Below are 19,794 nucleotides of genomic sequence, written 5' to 3'. Positions count from 1 at the left end.
AGGGGGATCGGATGAGCGAGGACCACGGAAGGCACGGACACCACGGCCCGGCGGGCGCGGCGCAGGCCCCGGCCCTCACCCTGCGGGTGCACCAGAACAAGTACCTCCCCGCCTCCGCGGGCCGCACCGAGATGCACGCCATCGTCAGCGTGCGGGCCCAGGGGCTGGGCCCGGCGGCGGCCCGTACCGCCGCGTCCGAGGTCATCGTCATCGACTGCTCGACGTCGATGAGCTGGCCGCCGACGAAGATCGCGGCGGCGCGGCGGGCCACCGCCACGGCGGTCGGCGTGCTCCGCGACGGCACCCGCTTCGCCATCGTCGAGGGCACCGAACAGGCCCAGGTGGTCTATCCGTTCACCGGTGGTATGGCGGTGGCGGGGCCCGACACCAAGGCCGCCGCCGCGCGGGTCGCGGCCCGGCTGCCCGCGGTGGGCGGCACCGCGATGGGCTCCTGGCTGGATCTCGCCCGGCGGCTCCATCTGCGGCAGCCGGCCGCGCTCCGGCACACGCTGCTGCTCACCGACGGCCGTAACGAACACGATCCGCCCGGCTATCTGGATCAGGTGCTGGACGCCTGCGCACCGCATTTCACGTGTGACGCGCGCGGTATCGGCGAGGGCTGGGACGCCGCCGAGCTGAAGCGGATCGCGCGGCGGCTGCACGGCAGGGCCGACGCGGTCCTCGAGGAGTCCGCGCTGACCGCCGAGTTCGAGCAGATGGTCTCCGCGTCGATGGCGAAGGCGCTGGCCGGGGTGCGCATCCGGATCCGCACCCGGTCCGGTGGCCGGGTCGGCTTCGTCAAGCAGGTGCATCCGTCCCGGGTGGACGTCACCGACGAGGGCGTCCGCCCCGATGAGCGCACCTGGGAGTGGCGGGCCACAGCGTGGGGCGACGAGGTCCGGGAGTACCAGGTGTGCGTGGTCGCCGATCCGCGGGGCGATCCGACGGGTGAGGACGTGGAGCTGGCCGCCGTGGACCTGGCCGTGGAGGGCGACACCGCGCTGCCGCCGCCCGAGCCGGAGTCGGTGCTGGTCCAGTGGACGGACGATCCGGTGCTGTCGTCCCGCATCGATCCCCGGCTGGCCCATTACGACGCCGACTCCGAGCTGGGCCACGCCATCACGGCGGGCTGCGACGCGTACGAGGCGGGTGACCGGGAGACGGCCCGCCGCCAGTGGGGGCGCGCCGTCCAGCTCGCCCATCAGCTGGGCGGTGAGAAGATGCTGACCCGGTTGGGCGGGCTGGTCCACATCGACGACGCCGCCGCCGGCGAGGTGCGGATCCGCGAACCCCTCCGGCCGCTGGACCTCAACTCGGCGATCATCGTGTCGGAGGAGAGCGTCCGCTTCGCGGGCCTGGCGCGCCCGGAGCCCGCCGCGCCGCCCGCCGCCGATGTCAGCTGCCCGGTCTGCCGGCGCCGGTCGCCCGCCACCGCCGGGTTCTGCCAGCAGTGCGACGCTCCCCTGCGCGCCGGGCCGGGCGGCGCGGGATGAGCGGCACCCGTGCCTTCCTGGTGCGCCGGCTGATCGCCCTGCTGGTGGTCACGGCGGTGGCCGTGGCCACGCTGCTGGCCGCGTACTACGGCGTCAGCCGCAACTCGGCGGCGGTGACCGACCGGTCCACTCCGGCGATACTCCAGGTCGCCGCCGCGACGGAGGCCCTCAGGGGCTCCTACCGCGAGGCCGAGGGCGCCCTTACCGGCGCCACCAGCGATGTGGAGGGCCTCGGCGAGAACTACCGCACCAGGCTGTCCACGGCCGGCCAGAGCCTCGCCCAGGCGGTGAAGAGCACCACCGGGGGCGAGCCGGCCCGCCAGTCGCTGCTCACCATCGCGGGCCTGGTCTCCTCCTACAGCGACATCATCGAACAGGCGTATGTGCACCGGGGCAACGCGAATCTGCGCGCCGCCTATCTCTCCTACGCCCGCACCATGCTGGAGCGCGGCGACGGCGACATCCTGGAGCGGCTGAGGACGGTGCAGAGGCGGCAGCTCCGGGTCCTGGACCAGCAGACCTCCTTCGGGTGGCTGTTGTCATGTGCCTGGTGGGTGCTGGTGCCGGTGCTGTTCCTCACGCTGGCGGCGCTGCTCGTGCACACCCAGCGCTTCCTGCGGCACCGCTTCCGCCGGCTGGTCAACCCCTGGCTGGCGGCGGCGACCGGGCTGCTGATCGCCGTGGTCCCGCTGGCCGTCTTCACGTACCAGACCCAGGACCGGCTGGAATCGGCCCGGATCAGCCTGAGCCAGGACGACATCGGCTCCGCCAGCGGCGGAACGGCGAAGAGGGTGACGGACACCATGCGGGACACCCACTGGCGGGCCGGTGCGGTCGGCTGGATACCGCTGGGCGGCGCGGTGCTCGCGGCGCTGATCGTGGCCGGTCTCCAGCCGCGTATCGACGAGTACAGGTTCCAGCCCCGATGAGCGCCGCGAACCGCCCCCGGCAGGTGACCGCCGCCGTCCTCGGGCTGTGGCTGGTGGTGCTGTGCGCGCTCACCGCGGGCGACACGGGCGGACGGCAGTCGCGCGGCGGCGTCACCGTGCTGGCCACCTGGACCGGCGCCGAGGGGAGTGCGTTCCGCGAGCTGCTGGACACCTTCACCCGCGATCACGGCATCCACGTCGACTACCAGGGCACCACCGCGCTGCGCGAGGTGCTGTCCTCGGAGGTGGACGCCGGCACCCCGCCCGATATCGCCGTGCTGCCCAGCTCGGGCGAGCTGGCGTCCTACGCCCAGCAGAACCTGCTGGCCCCGCTGGACGAGGTGCTCCCGGCCGGGCGCGGCACGGCCTACGGCGCGCTGTGGACGCCCCGGCTGACCGCCGGCGGGCCGGTCTACGGCATCGCGGTCAAGGCCGATCTGAAGAGCATCGTGTGGTTCGACCGGGACCGCCGCCGCAGCACGCTGCCCGCCCTCGCCGCCGACGGGCGCCAGTGGTGCGTCGGCATGGGCGGTGACGCGACCTCCGGCTGGCCGGGCACCGACTGGATCGAGGATCTGCTGCTCCAGCAGCAGGGCCGGTCCGTCTACCAGGACTGGGCGACCGGCGGGCTGCCGTGGACCGACCCCCGGGTCGAGCGGGCGTGGCGGAGCTGGGGGTCGCTCTTCGGCACGGACACCGCGCGGACCGCGCTGATCACCGACTTCCGCGCGGCGGGCGCCCGGCTGTTCGCCCCGGACCCACCGTGTGCGCTGGAGCACCAGGGGTCGTTCATCCGCGGTGGCTACGCCCGCCCCGCCGACGCGGACTTCGTCTTCTCCGCCGGACTGCTGCCGCGGGCCGACCGGCGGTCCACCGCCCGGGAGGTGTCGGCGGACTTCGCCGCGATGTTCCGCGGCACCCCGCAGGCGCGGGAGCTGATGCGCTACCTGGCCTCGGCCGACGCCCAGCGGGCCTGGGGCAGCAAGACCGCCCGCAACAGCACCCACCCGTTCTTCGCCAACCGCGACGTGCCGCTCGACGCCCAGGGCGACGACGCCGTGGACCGGAGGATCGCGACGACCCTCCGGGACTCGGCGTCGCTGTGCCTGGACGCCTCCGACGCCATGCCCACACGGATGCGGCTCGCCTTCCAGCGGGCCGCGCTGATCTACCTCAGCGACACCACCCAGCGGCCGGACGGGCTGCTGCGCAGTCTGGAGAAGGTCCGTCAGAGCCTGCGCGGCGACCCCGACCAGCCCTGGCTGTCGACGGTCTGCGGCTGACCGGGGCCGGCCGGCGGTCCCGGCCCGCCGGTACGGGCCCGCCGACGGTTCCCGGCCGGTACGGGCCCGCAGACGCTCCGCGGCCGGTACGGGCCCGTCGACGGTCCCGCCCGATACGGGCCCGCCGACGGTCCCGGTCTCGGCCGGGCCCGTCGGCCGTCCCGGCCGAGAGCGGCTCAGGGAGCCATCTCGTCCGGGCAGGGCGTACCGCGCGGCAGCTGGTACTTGCCCGTTATCCGGTAGACGCCGGCGCGGGGGGCGTGCAGCACCGTCCACTCGTCCTCCGGCTGGCCCTCCTCGCCGCCCTCGGTCTGCTTGGTGAGGCAGCCGTGGCGGTTGACCGGCAGTCCGTCGTCGTGCTCCGCCTTCGGGGCCCGGACGCTGTGCCCGTCCGCGTCCATCAGGCCCAGCCACGGCGAGTACGGGATGCGGATGAGCACCGGGCCCTTGGAGCGGACCTTCAGCACCAGCTGATCGGCGCCCGCGCGCTGCACGGTGGCCGGCGGGTCGGCGATCTGCGTCGGGTTCTTGACCTCGTACAGCTTCCAGTTGGCGTCCGCCCACACCTGGCGCAGATACGGCAGGCCGGTGCCGAGCAGCTTGGCCTCCTGCTCGGCCGCGGTGTCCGGGGTGTCCGCGGGCAGCACCACGAAGTGCACCGCCCAGCGCCTGAGCCATTCGTGGTAGGTGGCCGGGGTGAGGGTGTCCTCGCCGTAGAAGATCGGGTTCCGGTCCAGGTCGCGCTGGCGGTTCCAGCCGCGCGCCAGATTGACGTACGGGGCAAGCGCGGAGGACTCGCGGTGGCTGCGCACCGGGACCACCTCGACCCGGCCCCGGTCGGCCTTCTCCCGCTTGAGCCGGTCGACCAGCGGCGCCAGCTCACGGGCCCAGGACGCCGAGGGCGTGGTGTGGATGACGTCGTCGCCGGTCTTGACGCCCTGCCACACCGTGACCGTCGCCAGCGCCAGCACCAGGACGGTCCAGCGGCGGCCGGCCGTCGTCGAGCGCAGCTGGTCGCGCGGGGGCTTGCGCACCCCGGGCAGCACGGCGAGCAGCACTACCCCGCCGAAGATCATGCCGAGCCGGGAGATGTTGGTGCCGATCTGCGAGGGGATCAGCCAGGTGAGCACCACCCCGAGGCAGTAGAGCCCCGCCCCGACGCGCACCGTCGTCCACTCGCGCGGCACGCACAGCAGCGTGGCGGCGCCGGTGATGAACGGCAGGATCACCGACCCGATGGACATCGGCTGCTCACCGGAGAACGGGAACAGCCACGCCGACAGGCCGACCACCAGCGCGGGCGTGACCCCGAGCGCGTACGCGGCGGGGCGCCGCTTGGTCAGCCACAGACCGGCGGCCACTATGCCCACGAACAGACCGGCCACCGGGCTGGACATGGTCGACAGCGCCGCCAGCAAGGCGGCCAGCAGGAACCGTCCGGTCTTGTGGTGCCAGTGCCGGGACCGCCACCGCCGGGGCCAGGCGAAGATCACGGCCACCGCCGCGAGCCCGAACATCGCGCCGAGCCCGAAGGTCACCCGCCCCGAGATGGCGTTGCAGGTCAGCGCGAACGCGCCGTAGAGGGCGGGCCACATCGGCCGCCGCACGGCACGGCTGCGCACCAGCAGCAGCGCGAGCAGCCCGGCGGACAGCGTCCCCGCGATCACCATCGTCGAGCGGACCCCGAGGACCGCCATCAGATAGGGCGAGATGACGCTGTACGAGACCGGGTGCATCCCGCCGTACCAGGCCAGGTTGTACGCCGAGTCCGGGTGCTGGAGGGCGAACTCCGCCCAGGCGTCCTGCGCGGCGAGGTCCCCGCCGCTGTTCGCGAGCAGCGCCACCCACAGCAGGTGCAGCACCGCGGCGGCGGCCAGGGCGGCCGGAACCGGATGGCGCAGCGTCTGCCAGGCGCGCCGGAGCAGCCCACCGGAAGTGGCCCGCTCCCCCTCCCGCTCCGCCTCCGCCGAGCCCGGCGGCTCGGCCGGCCAGCGCTGCGCGGGTACGCGTATTCGTGCGGCGGTGCTCTCCTCCGAGCCCCCGCTTTCTTCGGACCGTGTCGGATCCACGGTGGTCACTGCGGCTCTCCCCGTCTTCCCCCGAGGTCTGCCCCATCGTCCTCAACCCCGCACCGGGTCGCTCCGGTTCATGCGGCGGGTCCAGGCCGGGGACGCACGCGACGCTAGCACGCGCGGGCGGCCCCCAGCCGTGTCGGGCCCCGGCGGCGTTTCGCACCGGGGCCCGCTTCGCCCGTCCCCTATACCCGGATTCCCCCGCGGGTCAGCTGATACGGGTCAGTTTCGCGCCGAACGACGGCTCGGACAGATCCTCCTGAAGGGCCACCGGCGCCGTGAGCTGTCCGGGACCCGTGCCCACGGTCACCTCGCCGATGACCGTGCCCGCCTTGGCGGAGTGCGGCACCTTCTCGCCCCCGTCGCCGATCTTGATGTCGACCGTCAGCCCGGACCAGCCGACCGCCTTCAGATCCTTGGTGGCGACGACCGGCGTGGTACCGCCGAGCCCGTCGTCGACCTGGCCCACGACATCGCCCTTCTTGATGACGGTGGCCGAGGTGAGGGCGTCCTGCACGGCGGTGATGAGCTTGTAGCTGTTGGTCTGCGCGAGCTGGAGGCTGGCGTCCAGCGTGGTGGTCGCGCGCTGTTCGAGGACGACACCGAGGATGCGCTGCTTCTTGCCGTCGATCGTCCGCACGGCGGCCCACATCAGCGCACCGCCGGCCGGGGTGGACGAACCCGTCTTGATACCGATCACGCCCGGCTTCACCAGCAGGTTGTTGTTGTTGTAGATCCGGTCGTCGAGACCCGGGACCTCGGTGTTGGGCGTGGCCACGACCGCCCGGAACGCCTCGGACTGCATCGCCGCCTTCGCCAGCTTCAGCTGGTCGGCCGCGGTGGACTTGGTGGACTCCTTCAGACCGCTGGGGTCGGTGTAGGTGGTCTGCTTCATCCCCAGGCTCTTGGCCGCGCCGTTCATCTTCTCGACGAACGCGTCCAGCGACCCCGCGTCCCAGCGGGCCAGCAGCCGGGCGATGTTGTTGCTGGAGTTGATCAGCAGCAGCTGGAGCAGCTGGTGCTGGGTGAAGGTCTGCCCCTCCTTGACCGCCGCCCGCGACTCGTCGGCGGACTTCGCCTCCTTGGCCGCCTGCGCGTCGATCTTGATCTTCGGGCCCTCTTCGCCGGCCTTCAGCGGATGGTCCTTGAGCACCACATAGGCCGTCATGACCTTGGTGACACTGGCGATCGGCACCGGCTTCTGCTCCCCGGAGGTGCCCAGGGTGCCCACGCCCTCGACCTCGGCGGCGGACTGCCCCTGGTCGGGCCAGGGCATGGCGAACCCGTCACCGCCGAAGCGGTAGGTGGCGTCGGCGGTGAGCTTCAGCTCCGGATCCGGCAGCGGCCGCAGCGCCTGGACGACGCCCAGGATGATCACCAACAGCACGACCAGCGGCGTCCAGATCTTGATCCGGCGGATCGCCGTCCGCACCGGCGTCTCGGGCTTGGGCGGCGTGTTGGTCAGCTGCGCCAGCAGATCGAGCGGTGCGGGCTGCTTGCCGTCCGGCGACAGCGGCGGCAGCGGCTGCTGCTTGGTCCGCTCGGCCTCGGGAACCGCCGCCGAGGCGGCGGTCCCCGAGGGCGCGGCGGGCGCGGCGGGACGCCGCGGCGGGGCCGGGTCCTCGGGCGACCGCAGCGGTACGAACTTGCTGGTCCGCTCGTTGTCCGACTCGCCGACGGACTTCTTGCCCGACGCCTTCGCGTCGGACGTCTTCGCGTCGGGCGTGGCCTTGTCGGTCTTGCCGGCCGGGGTGCTGATCGCCTTGAAGGCGGTGGTCGGCTGGTCGACGCCCTCCTTACCGCTCTTGCCGCTCTTCTCGGGAAGCGCACCGAAGGCGGCCGTCGGACGGTCGACCGGCTCACCGGAAACGCCACCGCCCGCATCGGACGCCTCGCCCTTACCGGCCGCGTCCTCCTTCTTCTCCGCCTCCCCCTCGCCGCCCTTCTCGGGAAGCGCACCGAAGGCGGCCGTCGGACGGTCGACCGGCTCACCGGAAACGCCACCGCCCGCATCGGACGCCTCGGCCTTCCCGGCCGCGTCCTCTTCGGACGCCCTCGGCTGCACCGTACGGAAGACGGCCGTCCGCTGATCGACCGACGGCTCGGACGGCTCGTCACCGTCCCCGTTCTTCCCGGCGTTCTTCCCGGCGTTCTTCCGGTCGTTCTTCCCGGCCTCGGACGCGCCGTCAGCCTTGTCGGTCTTCGCGTCGTCGGCCTTCGCCTCGTCGGCGTCCGCTTCCGCCTCCGCGTCGGGCTCGGACACGCCCTCCTTGGGCGATCCGCCGGATACGCCGGAGTCCTTCTTCACCTCGCCCTCAGACTCAGGCGCCGCCTCCGACGTCCCGGAATCTTCGCCCGGTTCACCATCGCGAACACCTGAAACATTCGCGTCACCCTCGTCGGCCGCCGGTGCCTCCGGTTCCGCTTCGGCCTCCGTTTCGGCCTTCGCCCCGGACCCGCCGGACCCCGAGCGGAGGTCGCCGGACACGACGGCGACCGCCGTCGAGCCCTGGGCCGCCTCCGCGTCACGCGAGACCGCGAGCCGCGGATCGCGCTCTCCCCTAGCCGTCTCCCCCGACGACTTCTGCTGATCCGACCTGCCGGGGGACTCGCCCGCCACCGATGCCTCCTCGATATGTGTCGCGGGACGCCTTACGCCCCATGGCGTCACGTCCCGCAGCCCAACCTCTACCAGTGTCCTGTGTGTCCGGCATGCGCTCGCGCATCGCCACAGCCGGAGGGCGTCCTCAGGTGCCCGTCAACCCGCTAGACGAGAACGACATACCTACTGGTTCCCATCCAAACCCCCCAGGCACTCTCGACAGACCAATGTGGCAGGGGTCACCCTGTCATTCATCCACGCGGGGAGGCATGGATGGGCAGGAGCCGCAGAACAATTCCGGAGGAGCTTCTGCTGCTCGCTTTGGACCCGACCACGGGTACCACGGCGCAGCCGCAGTCGCTCGACCTCGGTCTCGCCGGAGCGCAGCTAGTAGAGCTGGCTCTGGCCGGACGGATAGCCCCTGACGGGGATCGTATCGCCGTGGTGCTGCCACGGCCGACCGGAGATCCGACTCTGGACTCCGCGCTCGAACTGCTGCGCCGTCGCGGCAGCCCGGTGCGCGCGGTCCACTGGATCGGCGGGCCCCGGCTGGGGCTGCGCCAGACGTACCTCACGCACCTGGAGCGCTGCGGCATGGTGCATGCCGTGGAGGGCCAGATGTGTGGCGTACTGCCGACGACGCGCTACCAGGCGACGGACACGGCGATCAGCCGGGAGATCAGGGCCCGGCTGGACAGCGCGATCCGCACCGGCGTACCGCCGGACCCGCGGACCGCCGCGCTCGCCGCCCTGGCCCACGCGGTCGGGCTCGGCAAGCACCTGTATCCCGGGAACGAGGGGCGTTCCTCGCGCTCCAGGCTCCGGGATCTGATCCGGCACGACCCGATGGGCGGTCTCGTGGCGCACGCCGTGATGGACGTGCAGAACGGTGTCGCGGCGCAGCCACGGCGCACGCCGGCCGGAGGCCGACAGGCGGGGACACGCGCCGCGGCGGAGCCCGCGGCCGGCGTTCCGGCCCAGCCGTCCCGCCGCGGGGGCATGGCCCGCGTCGGAGCGCGCTGAGGCCCCTTCGGGGCACCACCGCACCACCACGCACCACCAGCCCGTCGAACGCACCAGCAGCCCGTCAGCGGGGCGGCGGACCCTGTTCCCGGCACCGCCCGGGGCGGAGCGCCACCGTTCGGCTCCGAGCAGCACCCAGCACCACTGACGCTCCACCGACCGCACCGCAGTCCCCATCGACCCGGTTCGGGAGCCGCTGAAGCGCGCGGGGTGGTGGATCGGCCGATTTGGACGACCGGCCGTTCCACCGCCCCGCGCGCGCGTTCGTCCACCGTGGTGCGGCCGCCTTGTGCGGCCATTTCCCAGCGCGGCCCCGTCCGGTAGTGGCAGGCTGCTGAACAGCAGAAATCAGCAGTACGAAGCCGGAGGTGCACGTCCTGTGACATCGAACGTCGGTCCCACTGTCCGGCGACGCCGGTTGGGCCAGGAACTGCGCAGGCTCCGCCAGGAGAAGGGCATGACGGCGGAGGAGGTGGCGGAGGAGCTGATGGTCTCCCAGTCGAAGATCAGCCGACTGGAGAACGGGCGCCGCAGCATCAGCCAGCGCGATGTGCGCGACCTGTGCCGCACCTACAAGGTGGAGGACAAGGCGCTGGTCGATTCCCTGATGCAAATGGCGAAGGAGTCGCGCCAGCAAGGGTGGTGGAACGCGTTCGGCGACGTGCCGTACAGCGTCTACATCGGCTTCGAGACGGACGCGGCGTCCCTGCGGGTCTATGAACCCCAGGTGCTCCCCGGCCTCTTGCAGACCCCCGAGTACGCGGAGGCGGTGATCAGCGGCGCCCTGCCGGAGGCCCCGCAGGACCAGATCGCCCAGCGGGTCCAGGTCCGGCTCAGGCGCCAGGAGCGGATCACCGACCCGCTGTCCCCGCTGCGGCTGTGGGCGGTCGTGGACGAGGCGGCGATGCGGCGGGTGGTCGGCAATTCGAAGATCATGAGCGATCAGCTGGACTATCTGGTCCGGATGAGCCATGAGCCCCATGTGACGGTGCAGGCGCTGCCGTTCGACATGGGGTCGCATCCGGGAATGAGCGGCCAGTTCACCATCCTGGAGTTCTCGGATGAGTCGGACACCAGCGTGGTCTATCTCGAGGGCGTCACCAGTGATCTGTATCTGGAGAAGCTCAGCGATGTGCAGAGCTACAGCATGATGTACGAGCATCTGCGGGCCCAGGCGCTGAACGCGGACCAGAGCCGCCAGTTCATCACCGAGGTGGCCCAGGAGCACGCCCGCCGGCACGCGGAGAGCGAGGCGAACCAGACGGACTGAGGGGATACGGAAACGCTCCGGCGCGAACGGCACGAAGGACGCGAACGACACGAAGGATGCGAACGACGCGAACGGCGCGAACGACGAGGGGCGGAGGCTACACCTCCGCACCGCGCTGAGGAAGGGGCCGTAGGAATATGCCATCCGGTCGAGTGAATGGCCCGCTTTCCAGACGATGTTGCCGAGTAACGTCGATGACGCCTCCAATCGGGGGTGCGTCTCATCAACAAAAAGCATCGGAGCAATCGTGTCCATTCAGCAGGGAAAGACGAGCATGTGGGTGAAATCCTCGTACTCGGCCGGAAACGGCGCTTGCGTGGAGATCTCTTCCCCGGTCACCAGCGAGATCGCCGTGCGCGACTCCAAGGACCCGCAGGGACCGACGCTCAGCTTCGCCCCCGCATCGTGGTCGGCCTTTGTCGCCGACGTCAGCCGTGGCGCCTTCGACCTCGACTGACCAGCCCGCATACGAGCCCTCTCGACCGGTCGCCGTCCCCGCCGAGAGGGCTCATGGCGTTTCCGGTGCTTTCCTGCGCGTTCGGGATTTCCCGGCGCTTCCGCTTCAGCGGAGTTCATCCACGTATTGGTCCGTACCGGGAATCGTCGGAATGAACGGCGCCATGAATTCCACCCGGCCGAGACCGGCCTCGGCCACCTCGTCATCGAGACCGGTGAAACAGCGGTCCCAGCATTCCCGGGGATCGGACTGGAGGAACCAGAGCAGGGTCAGCCGGGTGTCGACCCCCTCGACCTGCTTCACATACGACATCCGGTCCGAGGGAAGCGGGGTCGGCCGGAAGACCGTGACCAGCGCGGCGGGCGAGCCCGCGAGCCGGCGCGGCAGATGTCTGGATCCGAGCCATTCGAGCAGCTCTCCCCGCCGCTCCGGGCGCTCGCTCTCGATCACCTCCAGCACCAGTCCGGCGTAGGGGTGGTCCAGCGCGTGGTGGTCGCGCGGACCGGCCGCCCCGTCCCGGTAGACGGTGGCCTCGTGGTCCTGGAAGGCCGTGAAGACGTGCGTGCGCTCCTGATAGACCCGCCCGTCCCGGCCCAGCCGCCGGTTGATCGCGACCGTCCACCGCATATGGTCCGCGTAGCGCCCTTCGGTGAGCCAGTAGACGGACAGATAGCAGCCGGCGGTCACCGGCCGGGCGATCGCCGACTTCTCCGGATAGCGCAGCAGTTGCAGCTCACGGGTGGCGACCCAGCGGCGGCCCGCGTAGATCCACGGCATGGCCATCGCGCCCGCGATGAAGTGGTCGTCCTCGTACCAGCGGTTGTAGGCGTACTCATGGCCCGGATGCGGCTCGACCATCGTGATCAGGGCGTGCCCCGGGCGCACCCCGTACGGACCGACGGAGGCCAGTTCCGCGTACGCGTCGCTCGTCATGTCCCTCAGGTTTAGCTGACGCCACGTCAGTTCGGGAAGGGGCGGACGGAGAGAACGAGCGGAATCGGGCGCCGGCCGGACCAGGTACCGGATCGCGGACCGGGCCGCGAAGCGGACCGCAGACCGGATCGTGGACCGGATCGTGGACAAATTAATTGCACACCACACGCTTCCCCGTAGGGTGCTGGTCAGATCCGTCGAGCCGAGGAGTCGTCCCATGCGCGCCGATGTGCCGCCCCTTGCCGCCCGAGCCACCTCCATCGGGGGCTCTCCGGTACGTGACATCCTCGCGGTCACCGCGCGCCCGGAAGTGATCTCCTTCGCGGGCGGGCTGCCCGCCCCCGCCCTCTTCGACATCGCGCCCATCACCGCCGCCTTCGAACGCGCGCTGGCCGAGGCACCGCAAGAGGTCCTCCAGTACTCGACCACCGAGGGCCTCCCCGTGCTGCGCGCCGCCACCGCCGCCCGGCTGACCGCCCGCGGACTGCCGACCGACGCCGACGACATGCTCATCACCAGCGGCTCGCAGCAGGGCCTGAGTCTGCTGGCCACGGCGCTGCTGGAGCCGGGCGACACCGTGCTGGTCGAGGACCCCACCTACCTCGCCGCCCTCCAGTGCTTCGCCTTCGCGGGGGCGCGGGTCGTGCCGGTGCCCTGCGACGACCAAGGGCTCGACCCGGCGGCGCTCGAGACGATCGTCGCGCGGGAGCGGCCCAAGCTGCTCTACACCATCCCCACCTTCCAGAACCCCACCGGCCGCACCCTGCCAGCCGCGCGCCGCGGGGCCGTGGCCGAGATCGCCGAGCGGCACGGGCTGTGGATCCTGGAGGACGACCCGTACGGGGAGCTGCGGTTCGCGGGTGAGGCACAGCCGTGGATCGCGGCCGATGAGCGGGCCGCCGACCGTACGGTGCTGATCGGCAGTTTCTCCAAGATCATGTCTCCGGGGCTGCGGCTGGGGTGGTTGCGCGCCCCGGCGGCGCTGCGCCGCGCCTGCGCGGTCGCCAAGCAGGCCGCGGATCTGCACAGCCCGACGATCACCCAGGCGGTGATCGCCCGCTATCTGACCGAGGCGGACCTCGACGCCCATCTGTCCCGGGTGCGCCACGCCTACCGGGAGCGCCGCGACGCGCTGCTGGCGGGGCTGCCCGAGGCCCTTCCGGTCGGCTCGCGGTGGAACGAGCCGGAGGGCGGCATGTTCGTCTGGGCCTCGCTGCCGCAGGGGTACGACGCCACGGAGCGGCTGCGGGAGGCGGTGCGGCACGATGTGGCCTACGTGCCCGGCGCGCCCTTCTACGCGGACCGGCCGGAGCCGGCGACGCTGCGGCTGTCGTTCGTCACCCACACACCGGAGGAGATAGCCGAGGGGCTGCGCCGTCTGGCGAAGACCTTCCTGTAGGAGCCTCCCGTGTCGGTCCTCCCGTGACGGTCCTTCCGTAAGGACGTCTTGCGGTAACGGCCCGGAGGCTCTGGCCTTCTGGTGGCGGTCCGCCTAACCTGACGCGACGCCAGGGACGGGAGGTGCCGCCATGCCGTTGCGGGGCAAGACCGTCGTCGTCTCCGGGGTCGGGCCCGGACTGGGGGCCCGGGTCGTGGCCGCGTGCGTCCGGGACGGGGCCCGCGTGGTGATGGGGGCGCGGACCGAGGAGCGGCTGCCGAAGGTGGCGGAGGAGGCCGATCCGGGCGGTGCGCACACCGCCTGGCGGGCCACCGACATCGCGGACGAGGCGCAGTGCGAGGCGCTCGCCGCCCTGGCCCTCGACCGCTTCGGCGGGATCGACGCCGTTGTCCATGTGGCCGCGCTGGACAGCCACTTCGGCGGACTGGAGGACGCGGACTTCATCTCCTGGGCCCAGGTCGTGGACATCAACCTGTTCGGGACGCTCCGGATGACCCGCGCCTGTCTGCCCGCGCTCAAGCGGAACGGCGGCTCGGTCGTGCTGATCGGCACCCAGTCGTCGTCCGCCGCCCCCACCGAGGTGCGCCAGACCGCGTACGCCGCCTCCAAGGGCGCGCTGACCTCCACCATGTACGCGCTCGCGCGGGAGCTGGGTCCGCACCGGATACGGGTCAACACCGTGCAGCCCGGCTGGATGTGGGGGCCGCCGGTGCGGGCGTATGTGGCCTTCACCGCGCGGACGGAGGGCGTGACCGAGGCCGAGGTGCTGAGCCGGCTCACGGACCGGATGGCCCTGCCCGAGTTGGCGACGGACGGCGATGTGGCGGAGGCCGCGGTGTTCCTGGCCTCCGACCGGGCTCGGGCGATCACCGGGCAGTCGCTGCTGGTGAACGCCGGTGAACTGATGCGTTAGCGCGACTCCTGTCCGGCCTTTCGGGATCCCGCTCCCGACGACCCATCGATCGGTGGGTGTGCGTCTGACGAAGTGCCCGCTCATCGTGGGTTGTTGGACTCGTTCACGACAACGATGCATCAGGTCAAGAAATCGTAAAATGGTTCTGCGCTCTGACTTGCGTTCACATTCATGACCATCGAACCCTTGACCGATCACCCGTGGGAGCGGTTCAATCCCGGAAGTACCCCGCTCCCGCTCGGGGGAACCGCCCCTGGGACACGTCACCGACGAAGTGCGCTCCCGTTCATATGGCGGACCCCTGGAGGGGACATGAACAGTCTCGACTGGGTCGTACTGATCAGCTACTTCGGTGTCATGGTCATCATCGGCCTCTGGTCCCACAAGCGCGTGGACAACGTCAGCGACTTCTTCACCGCCGGCGGCAAGATGCCCTGGTGGCTGTCCGGGATCTCGCACCACATGTCCGGATACAGCGCGGTGATGTTCACGGGCTACGCGGCCATCTCCTACCAATACGGCATCACCTCCTATGTCACCTGGTCCTTCCCGATCGCCATCGGCATCGCGATCGGCGCGAGCCTCTTCGCACCCCGGCTCAACCGGGTGCGCAGCAAACTCAAGGTGGCCTCACCGCTCGAATACCTGAAGAGCCGCTACAACGTCCCCACCCAGCAGGCGCTGGCCTGGTCCGGGGTGCTGTTGAAGATCGTCGACGTGGGTGCCAAATGGGCCGCCATCTCCACCCTGCTGTCCGTCTTCACCGGCGTCTCGCTCAACCAGGGCATCCTGATCACCGGTGCGGTCACCGCCGTCTACTGCACGGTCGGCGGTCTGTGGGCCGACGCGCTCACCGAACTCGGCCAGTTCATCATCCAGTTCGTGGCGGGCATCTCGATGCTGATCGCCGTGCTCCATGAACTGGACGGCTTCAGCACCTTCTGGAGCGTCTGGGACGACCTCCCCAGCAGCCACCACGAGCCGACCGTCGGCCCATACACCATGACCTTCCTGCTCGCCTACCTGTTCATCAAGACCTTCGAGTACAACGGCGGCATGTGGAACCAGGCGCAGCGCTACATGGCGACCGACAGCGCCCACTCCGCCAAGCGCTCGGCCCGGCTCTCGGCCGTCCTGTGGTTCGTCTGGCCGCTGGTCCTGTTCTTCCCCATGTGGGTCGCGCCGCTGATCATCAAGACGGACAAGCCCGACGACTCCTACGCCGCCATGGCCGAGCATCTGCTGCCGCACGGTCTGCTGGGCCTGGTCATCGTGGGCTTCTTCTCGCACACCATGGCGATGTGCTCCTCGGACGCCAACGCGATCGCGGCCGTGGTGACCCGGGACATCATGCCCGCGCTCTTCAGGTCCGTCCGGGACTGGTCCACCCGCACCGGGCTGCTCGCCGCCCGCTACACCACCCTGCTGTTCCTGGCCCTGTCCATGGCCATCGCCACCCAGGTCAACTCGCCCTTCTTCGGCGACATCATCACCGTGGTGATCAAGTGGGTCGCCGGGCTGATGGGGCCGATCGCGATCCCGATGATCCTGGGCATGCTGCGCGCCTTCCGCAAGTCGGGGCCGACGGCGGCGCTGGTCAGCTGGGGGCTCGGGCTGATCGCCTTCTACCTGGTCAACTACCCGATCAACGACGCGATCGACGGTGGCGTGAACCTGGAGTACCAGGTGTCCATCCCGCTCGCGGTCTCGCTCGTGCTGTTCATCGTGGTCGGCTACCTCAAGCCGGAGGACACCCCGGAGCGCGATGCCATCCTGGCCTCGCTCAACTCGGACGACGACGGGCCGGGTACGGCGGGTGCCGCGCTGTCGGTGCCGGGGCAGGGCCCGGCCGACCGCAAGCCGGTCGCGGGCGCCACGGAGTGACGGCTTCCGCGCCACGGTCATGACCCGGGCCGCCGGTCACCGCCCAGGGCGGGGACCGGCGGCCCGGCCGTACGACGTCAGGTGGCGCCTTGGGGCAGGGCGCGCCTTGGGGCAGGGCGCGCCCGTCGTCAGAACGCGCCCGACGCGCCCGTCGTCAGGTCACGCTGCATGAGGTGGGTGTCGATCCAGCGTCCGTGCTTGCGTCCGACACCGGCCAGCCGGCCCGCCGGGGTGAAGCCGAAGCGCCGGTGCAGGGCGGCCGAGGCGTCGCTGCCGGTGTCGGCGATGACCGCGACGACCTGCCGTACGCCCGCCGTGGCGCACCGCGCGAGCAGGGCGTCGAGCAGTGCGGCGCCGAGTCCCGCGCCGGTCCGCCCGGGGGCGAGGTAGATGCTGTCCTCGACGGTGTGGCGGTACGCGGGTTTGGGGCGCCAGGGGCCGGCGTAGGCGTATCCGGCGACCGTAAGGCCGGTGTCCTCGGGGACCTCGGCGACCAGGAACGGCAGCCCCCGGCCGGTCAGCTCCGTCAGCCGCCGCGCCCAGTCGTCGTCGGTGGGCGGGATCTCCTCGAAGGTGGCGACGGTCTCGGTGACGTAGTGGGCGTAGATCGCGGCGACGGCGCCCAGGTCGGCGTGAGTGGCGTCACGTATGACGGCTGCGGAGGCGTTCACGGACCCACCTTACGGTCGGCCTTCTCGGGCGATAGCGAAGCGGAATCGGGCAACGGGATGGCGGTCGGAGACTTCCGGCTCGTCACAGCGCATGCCTCCCCCGCTCAAAGCCATCATCCGGAACGTACTATCGTCGGCCGTCCGCCCCGACCGACAAAAACCACCGTCCCTGCGGGCCCGTCCCCAGGGACCCTCTGGAGCTCCCGTGACCGCCACCCCGACGATCACCGACTCCCCGATCCACCGGGCCCGCGCCTTCGTGCTGCGCCGACCGACCCTCATGGCGGCGGTGTTCTGTCTGCTCTCCTTCACCGGATTCTGGATCGCCCAGCGCGCCGCCCAGGTGTCGATGGTCGATCTGCTGGTCTACCGCGCCGAGGGATGGACCGTACGCCATGCGGCGGATCTGTACGACATGCGGGCGACGCAGCACCATCTCCCCAATACCTATCCGCCGTTCGCGGCCCTGGTCTTCACCCCGCTGACCCTGATGGGCACGGGCGTCCTGCTGACCTTCGGGACGGCCGTCAACCTCGTCCTGATGGTCGCCGTGGCCCATCTGTCGCTGCGGCTGACCGGTCTGCCGGCCCGGGTGCCTCGACCGGCCGCCGTGCTGGTCCTGGCCGGCGTCGGGGTGTGGTGCGAGCCGGTGTGGACGACCCTGCGCTACGGGCAGATCAACCTGCTGGTCGCGGCGCTGGTGCTGTGGGATCTGACCCGCCGGTCGGGGCACCGCTGGGCGGGCGTCGGCACGGGTGTCGCCACCGGGATCAAGCTGACCCCGGGGCTGTTCGTGGTCTTCCTGGGGCTCGCCGGGGTGATCCTCGGCCTTGGGCGGCTGCGGGCGGCCAGGGCGTCCCGGAGCCGAGGCGGGCCCCAGGGGGCCGGCCCGCCGGGGCGCGGTGTGGGGAACGACCACCTGCGGCGGGCGACCGTCGCGACCACCGCCTTCGTCCTTACGGTCGCGTTCTCGGCGCTGGCGCTGCCGCATGACTCCCGGCGCTTCTGGACCGAGATCGTCTTCGCGACCGACCGCCCCGGCGATGTCGAGGGCGCGGGCAACCAGAACCTCAAAGGCGCCCTCGCCCGCCTGCTGCACACTCCCGACCCGGGCATGTGGTGGCTCGTGGCGGCCGCGCTGGTCGGCTGTGTGGGGCTCGCCACGGCGGTCGCCGCCCAGCTGACCGACGACAGCCGCCTTCCGCACGCCCGCGCCTGGGCCGCCCTGACCTGCGCCGTGACCGCCCTTATGGTGAGCCCGATCTCCTGGTCGCACCACTGGGTCTGGGCCGTCCCGATGGTGTCGCTGCTCGCGGTTGAGGCGGTGCGGCGGCGGACGGCGGGGTGGACGGCGTGGACGGTGGTGACCGGGCTGCTGTTCTGCTCCTTCATGGTCTGGTACGCGCCCCACAGCCGGCCGGCCCGGGTGGAGCTCCACCAGAACCCCGGCCAGATGCTCCTCACCGCCGTCTATCCGCTGATCGCCATCGCCTTCCTGAGCGTGGCCGGGTATCTGACCCTGCGCGCCGTAAGGCGGTCACGGGAGGGGGCCGGGCCCGTACGACAGGTGGTCACCGCCGGTGCGGGCACGCCGGAGCGGAGCTACGTACGCGGATAGGCGGAGCTACGCGCGCGGGTAGCGGGTGAGCCAGGCCGGGGAGGAGCCGCCGGGGCCGTGGAGGGCGGGGCCCTGGGTCATCTCCATGGCGAAGTCGTCGGCCAGCTCCAGGATGGTGCCGCGCCCCTCCACCTCCGCCAGCCAGGCGGGCGGCAGCGCCGTCTCGCCGTGCAGCGCGCCCAGCAGATTGCCGCAGATGGCCGCCGTGGAGTCGCTGTCCCCGCCGTGGTTGACCGCGAGCAGCAGCCCATGGCGGACGTCCTCGGCGACCAGGGCGCAGTACAGGCCCACCGCCAGGGCCTCCTCGCCGGTCCAGCCCTCGCCCAGGGACGCGATGCGCTCGGGGGTCGGCAGACCCTGCCGTACGGCGCCGAGGGCGTGCCGGAGCGCGTTCGTGGTCTCCTCGTGGCCGGGGCGGGTGGCCAGATGGGCGAGGGCGCGCTGGACGGCCCCGTCCAGCGCCTCGCCGCGGGCCAGGCCGTGCACGATGAGGGCGAAGGCGCCGGCCGAGAGGTAGCCGGTGGGGTGGCCGTGGGTCTGGGCGGCGCACTCGATGGCCAGTTGGAAGACCAGCTGCGGCTCCCAGCCCACCAGCAGGCCGAAGGGCGCGGAGCGCATCACGGCGCCGCATCCCTTGGAGTCGGGGTTCTTGGGCGCCTCCAGGGTGCCCATGGTCTCGTCGGCGAGCCCGGTGATACAGGCCCGGCCCGGGGAGCGCTGGGCGTACAGCCACTCCTCGCGGGCCAGCCAGCCGGCGTCCTTACGGCGCTCATCGGGGCCCCAGTCGCGCTGGGTGGAGTACCAGCGGCGGTGCGCGGAGTGGATGTCGGTGGGCGGATGCCAGGCCCCGGTGTCGCGGCGCACCTGCGCCCGGATCAGTCCGTCCACGGTGAACAGCGTCATCTGGGTGTCGTCGGTGACCCGTCCGCGTCCGCCATAGGCGGGCAGGAAGTCCGTCACGCCCTCGGGTCCGTGCGCCGCCCTGATCTCCTCCAGCGAGGCGAACTCCACGGCCGCCCCCAGCGCGTCCCCGATGGCCCCGCCGAGCAGACAGCCGCGCACCCGGCTGCGGAAGTCCTGCTGTTCGGCGCGGCCCCATACGCCGGTCGCTGCGCTGGCGGTTGCGGTCACGACCTATGCCCCTTTTCTCCGCTGCTGTGATTGGCCTGGACTGCCCTGGAGACTGTAATGGACACACAAAGATCGCCTCTGGGATCGCCGCCGATTGTGAAGGCGTCATCACGGGG

Annotated in this window: 15 protein-coding genes; 10 read left to right on the top strand and 5 right to left on the bottom strand. The window is 71.5% G+C overall.

The window, feature by feature from the left end:
- Window positions 1-11: 11 nt before the first annotated feature.
- From PS467_RS24770 to PS467_RS24760, 3 genes are read left to right on the top strand one after another with little or no spacing between them, the layout of a single operon-like run.
- The gene (locus PS467_RS24770; RefSeq protein WP_311037073.1) at window positions 12-1,493 is read left to right on the top strand and encodes a vWA domain-containing protein; all 1,482 of its coding nucleotides are present in this window, start codon (window positions 12-14) and stop codon (window positions 1,491-1,493) included.
- On the top strand, window positions 1,490-2,422 hold the full coding sequence (locus tag PS467_RS24765; protein WP_311037072.1) for a GlnX family signal transduction membrane protein: 933 nt from the start codon (window positions 1,490-1,492) through the stop codon (window positions 2,420-2,422). The genes PS467_RS24770 and PS467_RS24765 overlap by 4 nt, the downstream gene beginning before the upstream one ends.
- Window positions 2,419-3,705 (top strand): ABC transporter substrate-binding protein, encoded by a 1,287-nt coding sequence (locus tag PS467_RS24760; RefSeq protein WP_311037071.1) that lies wholly within the window; start codon window positions 2,419-2,421, stop codon window positions 3,703-3,705. Before PS467_RS24765 ends, PS467_RS24760 begins: the two co-directional genes overlap by 4 nt.
- Window positions 3,706-3,881: 176 nt before the next feature.
- Here the strand turns inward: PS467_RS24760 and PS467_RS24755 are convergent, their stop codons facing one another.
- Together PS467_RS24755 and PS467_RS24750 are read right to left on the bottom strand one after the other, a co-directional pair.
- The gene (locus PS467_RS24755; RefSeq protein WP_311037070.1) at window positions 3,882-5,783 is read right to left on the bottom strand and encodes a DUF8823 domain-containing protein; all 1,902 of its coding nucleotides are present in this window, start codon (window positions 5,781-5,783) and stop codon (window positions 3,882-3,884) included.
- Between the two features lie 202 nt (window positions 5,784-5,985).
- Window positions 5,986-8,397, bottom strand: a complete 2,412-nt coding sequence (locus PS467_RS24750; RefSeq protein WP_432280625.1) for a D-alanyl-D-alanine carboxypeptidase — start codon at window positions 8,395-8,397, stop codon at window positions 5,986-5,988.
- A gap of 255 nt (window positions 8,398-8,652) precedes the next feature.
- Here PS467_RS24750 and PS467_RS24745 point away from each other — a divergent pair, with 255 nt between their 5' ends.
- The 3 genes from PS467_RS24745 (at window position 8,653) to PS467_RS24735 (ending at window position 11,129) form a co-directional block, all read left to right on the top strand.
- Window positions 8,653-9,402 (top strand): GOLPH3/VPS74 family protein, encoded by a 750-nt coding sequence (locus PS467_RS24745; protein WP_060949392.1) that lies wholly within the window; start codon window positions 8,653-8,655, stop codon window positions 9,400-9,402.
- Window positions 9,403-9,781: 379 nt separating this feature from the next.
- Window positions 9,782-10,672: a helix-turn-helix domain-containing protein gene (locus tag PS467_RS24740; protein WP_268973869.1), complete on the top strand. Its 891-nt coding sequence runs from the start codon at window positions 9,782-9,784 to the stop codon at window positions 10,670-10,672.
- 247 nt (window positions 10,673-10,919) lie between these two features.
- Entirely contained in the window at window positions 10,920-11,129 is a 210-nt protein-coding gene (locus PS467_RS24735) for a DUF397 domain-containing protein (RefSeq protein WP_268973868.1), read from the top strand.
- Between the two features lie 105 nt (window positions 11,130-11,234).
- Here PS467_RS24735 and PS467_RS24730 read toward each other — a convergent pair whose 3' ends face one another.
- A complete protein-coding gene (locus PS467_RS24730) occupies window positions 11,235-12,062 on the bottom strand; it encodes a hypothetical protein (protein ID WP_311037068.1) in 828 nt (275 codons plus the stop codon).
- 217 nt (window positions 12,063-12,279) lie between these two features.
- On the opposite strand from PS467_RS24730, the gene PS467_RS24725 reads away from it, so the two are divergent.
- The 3 genes from PS467_RS24725 to PS467_RS24715 all read left to right on the top strand — a co-directional run bounded on the left by PS467_RS24725 (window position 12,280) and on the right by PS467_RS24715 (window position 16,258).
- The gene (locus tag PS467_RS24725; protein ID WP_311037067.1) at window positions 12,280-13,461 is read left to right on the top strand and encodes an aminotransferase-like domain-containing protein; all 1,182 of its coding nucleotides are present in this window, start codon (window positions 12,280-12,282) and stop codon (window positions 13,459-13,461) included.
- Window positions 13,462-13,591: 130 nt separating this feature from the next.
- The gene (locus PS467_RS24720; protein ID WP_311037066.1) at window positions 13,592-14,374 is read left to right on the top strand and encodes an SDR family oxidoreductase; all 783 of its coding nucleotides are present in this window, start codon (window positions 13,592-13,594) and stop codon (window positions 14,372-14,374) included.
- 312 nt (window positions 14,375-14,686) lie between these two features.
- Window positions 14,687-16,258 (top strand): sodium:solute symporter family protein, encoded by a 1,572-nt coding sequence (locus tag PS467_RS24715; protein WP_311037065.1) that lies wholly within the window; start codon window positions 14,687-14,689, stop codon window positions 16,256-16,258.
- Between the two features lie 128 nt (window positions 16,259-16,386).
- On the opposite strand, the gene PS467_RS24710 is transcribed toward PS467_RS24715, so the two are convergent.
- Window positions 16,387-16,929 (bottom strand): GNAT family N-acetyltransferase, encoded by a 543-nt coding sequence (locus PS467_RS24710; RefSeq protein WP_311037064.1) that lies wholly within the window; start codon window positions 16,927-16,929, stop codon window positions 16,387-16,389.
- A 205-nt stretch (window positions 16,930-17,134) separates the two neighbouring features.
- Between PS467_RS24710 and PS467_RS24705 the strand changes: the two genes are divergently transcribed.
- Window positions 17,135-18,547: a glycosyltransferase 87 family protein gene (locus PS467_RS24705; RefSeq protein ID WP_311037063.1), complete on the top strand. Its 1,413-nt coding sequence runs from the start codon at window positions 17,135-17,137 to the stop codon at window positions 18,545-18,547.
- Between the two features lie 6 nt (window positions 18,548-18,553).
- On the opposite strand, the gene PS467_RS24700 is transcribed toward PS467_RS24705, so the two are convergent.
- On the bottom strand, window positions 18,554-19,678 hold the full coding sequence (locus PS467_RS24700; protein WP_311037062.1) for an ADP-ribosylglycohydrolase family protein: 1,125 nt from the start codon (window positions 19,676-19,678) through the stop codon (window positions 18,554-18,556).
- Window positions 19,679-19,794: the final 116 nt, after the last annotated feature.

Source organism: Streptomyces luomodiensis, assembly GCF_031679605.1.
Lineage (GTDB): Bacteria > Actinomycetota > Actinomycetes > Streptomycetales > Streptomycetaceae > Streptomyces > Streptomyces luomodiensis.
Note: the sequence above shows the minus strand (reverse complement) of the source record. Positions and strands in the feature narration are given on the sequence as shown.

What these genes read in the sequence shown, in the direction of transcription:
- PS467_RS24770 (WP_311037073.1), top strand. Translation starts at nt 12, where the DNA reads ATGAGCGAGGACCACGGAAGGCACGGACACCACGGCCCGGCGGGCGCG.
- PS467_RS24765 (WP_311037072.1), top strand. Translation starts at nt 1,490, where the DNA reads ATGAGCGGCACCCGTGCCTTCCTGGTGCGCCGGCTGATCGCCCTGCTG.
- PS467_RS24760 (WP_311037071.1), top strand. Translation starts at nt 2,419, where the DNA reads ATGAGCGCCGCGAACCGCCCCCGGCAGGTGACCGCCGCCGTCCTCGGG.
- PS467_RS24745 (WP_060949392.1), top strand. Translation starts at nt 8,653, where the DNA reads ATGGGCAGGAGCCGCAGAACAATTCCGGAGGAGCTTCTGCTGCTCGCT.
- PS467_RS24730 (WP_311037068.1), bottom strand. Translation starts at nt 12,062, where the DNA reads ATGACGAGCGACGCGTACGCGGAACTGGCCTCCGTCGGTCCGTACGGG.
- PS467_RS24725 (WP_311037067.1), top strand. Translation starts at nt 12,280, where the DNA reads ATGCGCGCCGATGTGCCGCCCCTTGCCGCCCGAGCCACCTCCATCGGG.
- PS467_RS24720 (WP_311037066.1), top strand. Translation starts at nt 13,592, where the DNA reads ATGCCGTTGCGGGGCAAGACCGTCGTCGTCTCCGGGGTCGGGCCCGGA.
- PS467_RS24715 (WP_311037065.1), top strand. Translation starts at nt 14,687, where the DNA reads ATGAACAGTCTCGACTGGGTCGTACTGATCAGCTACTTCGGTGTCATG.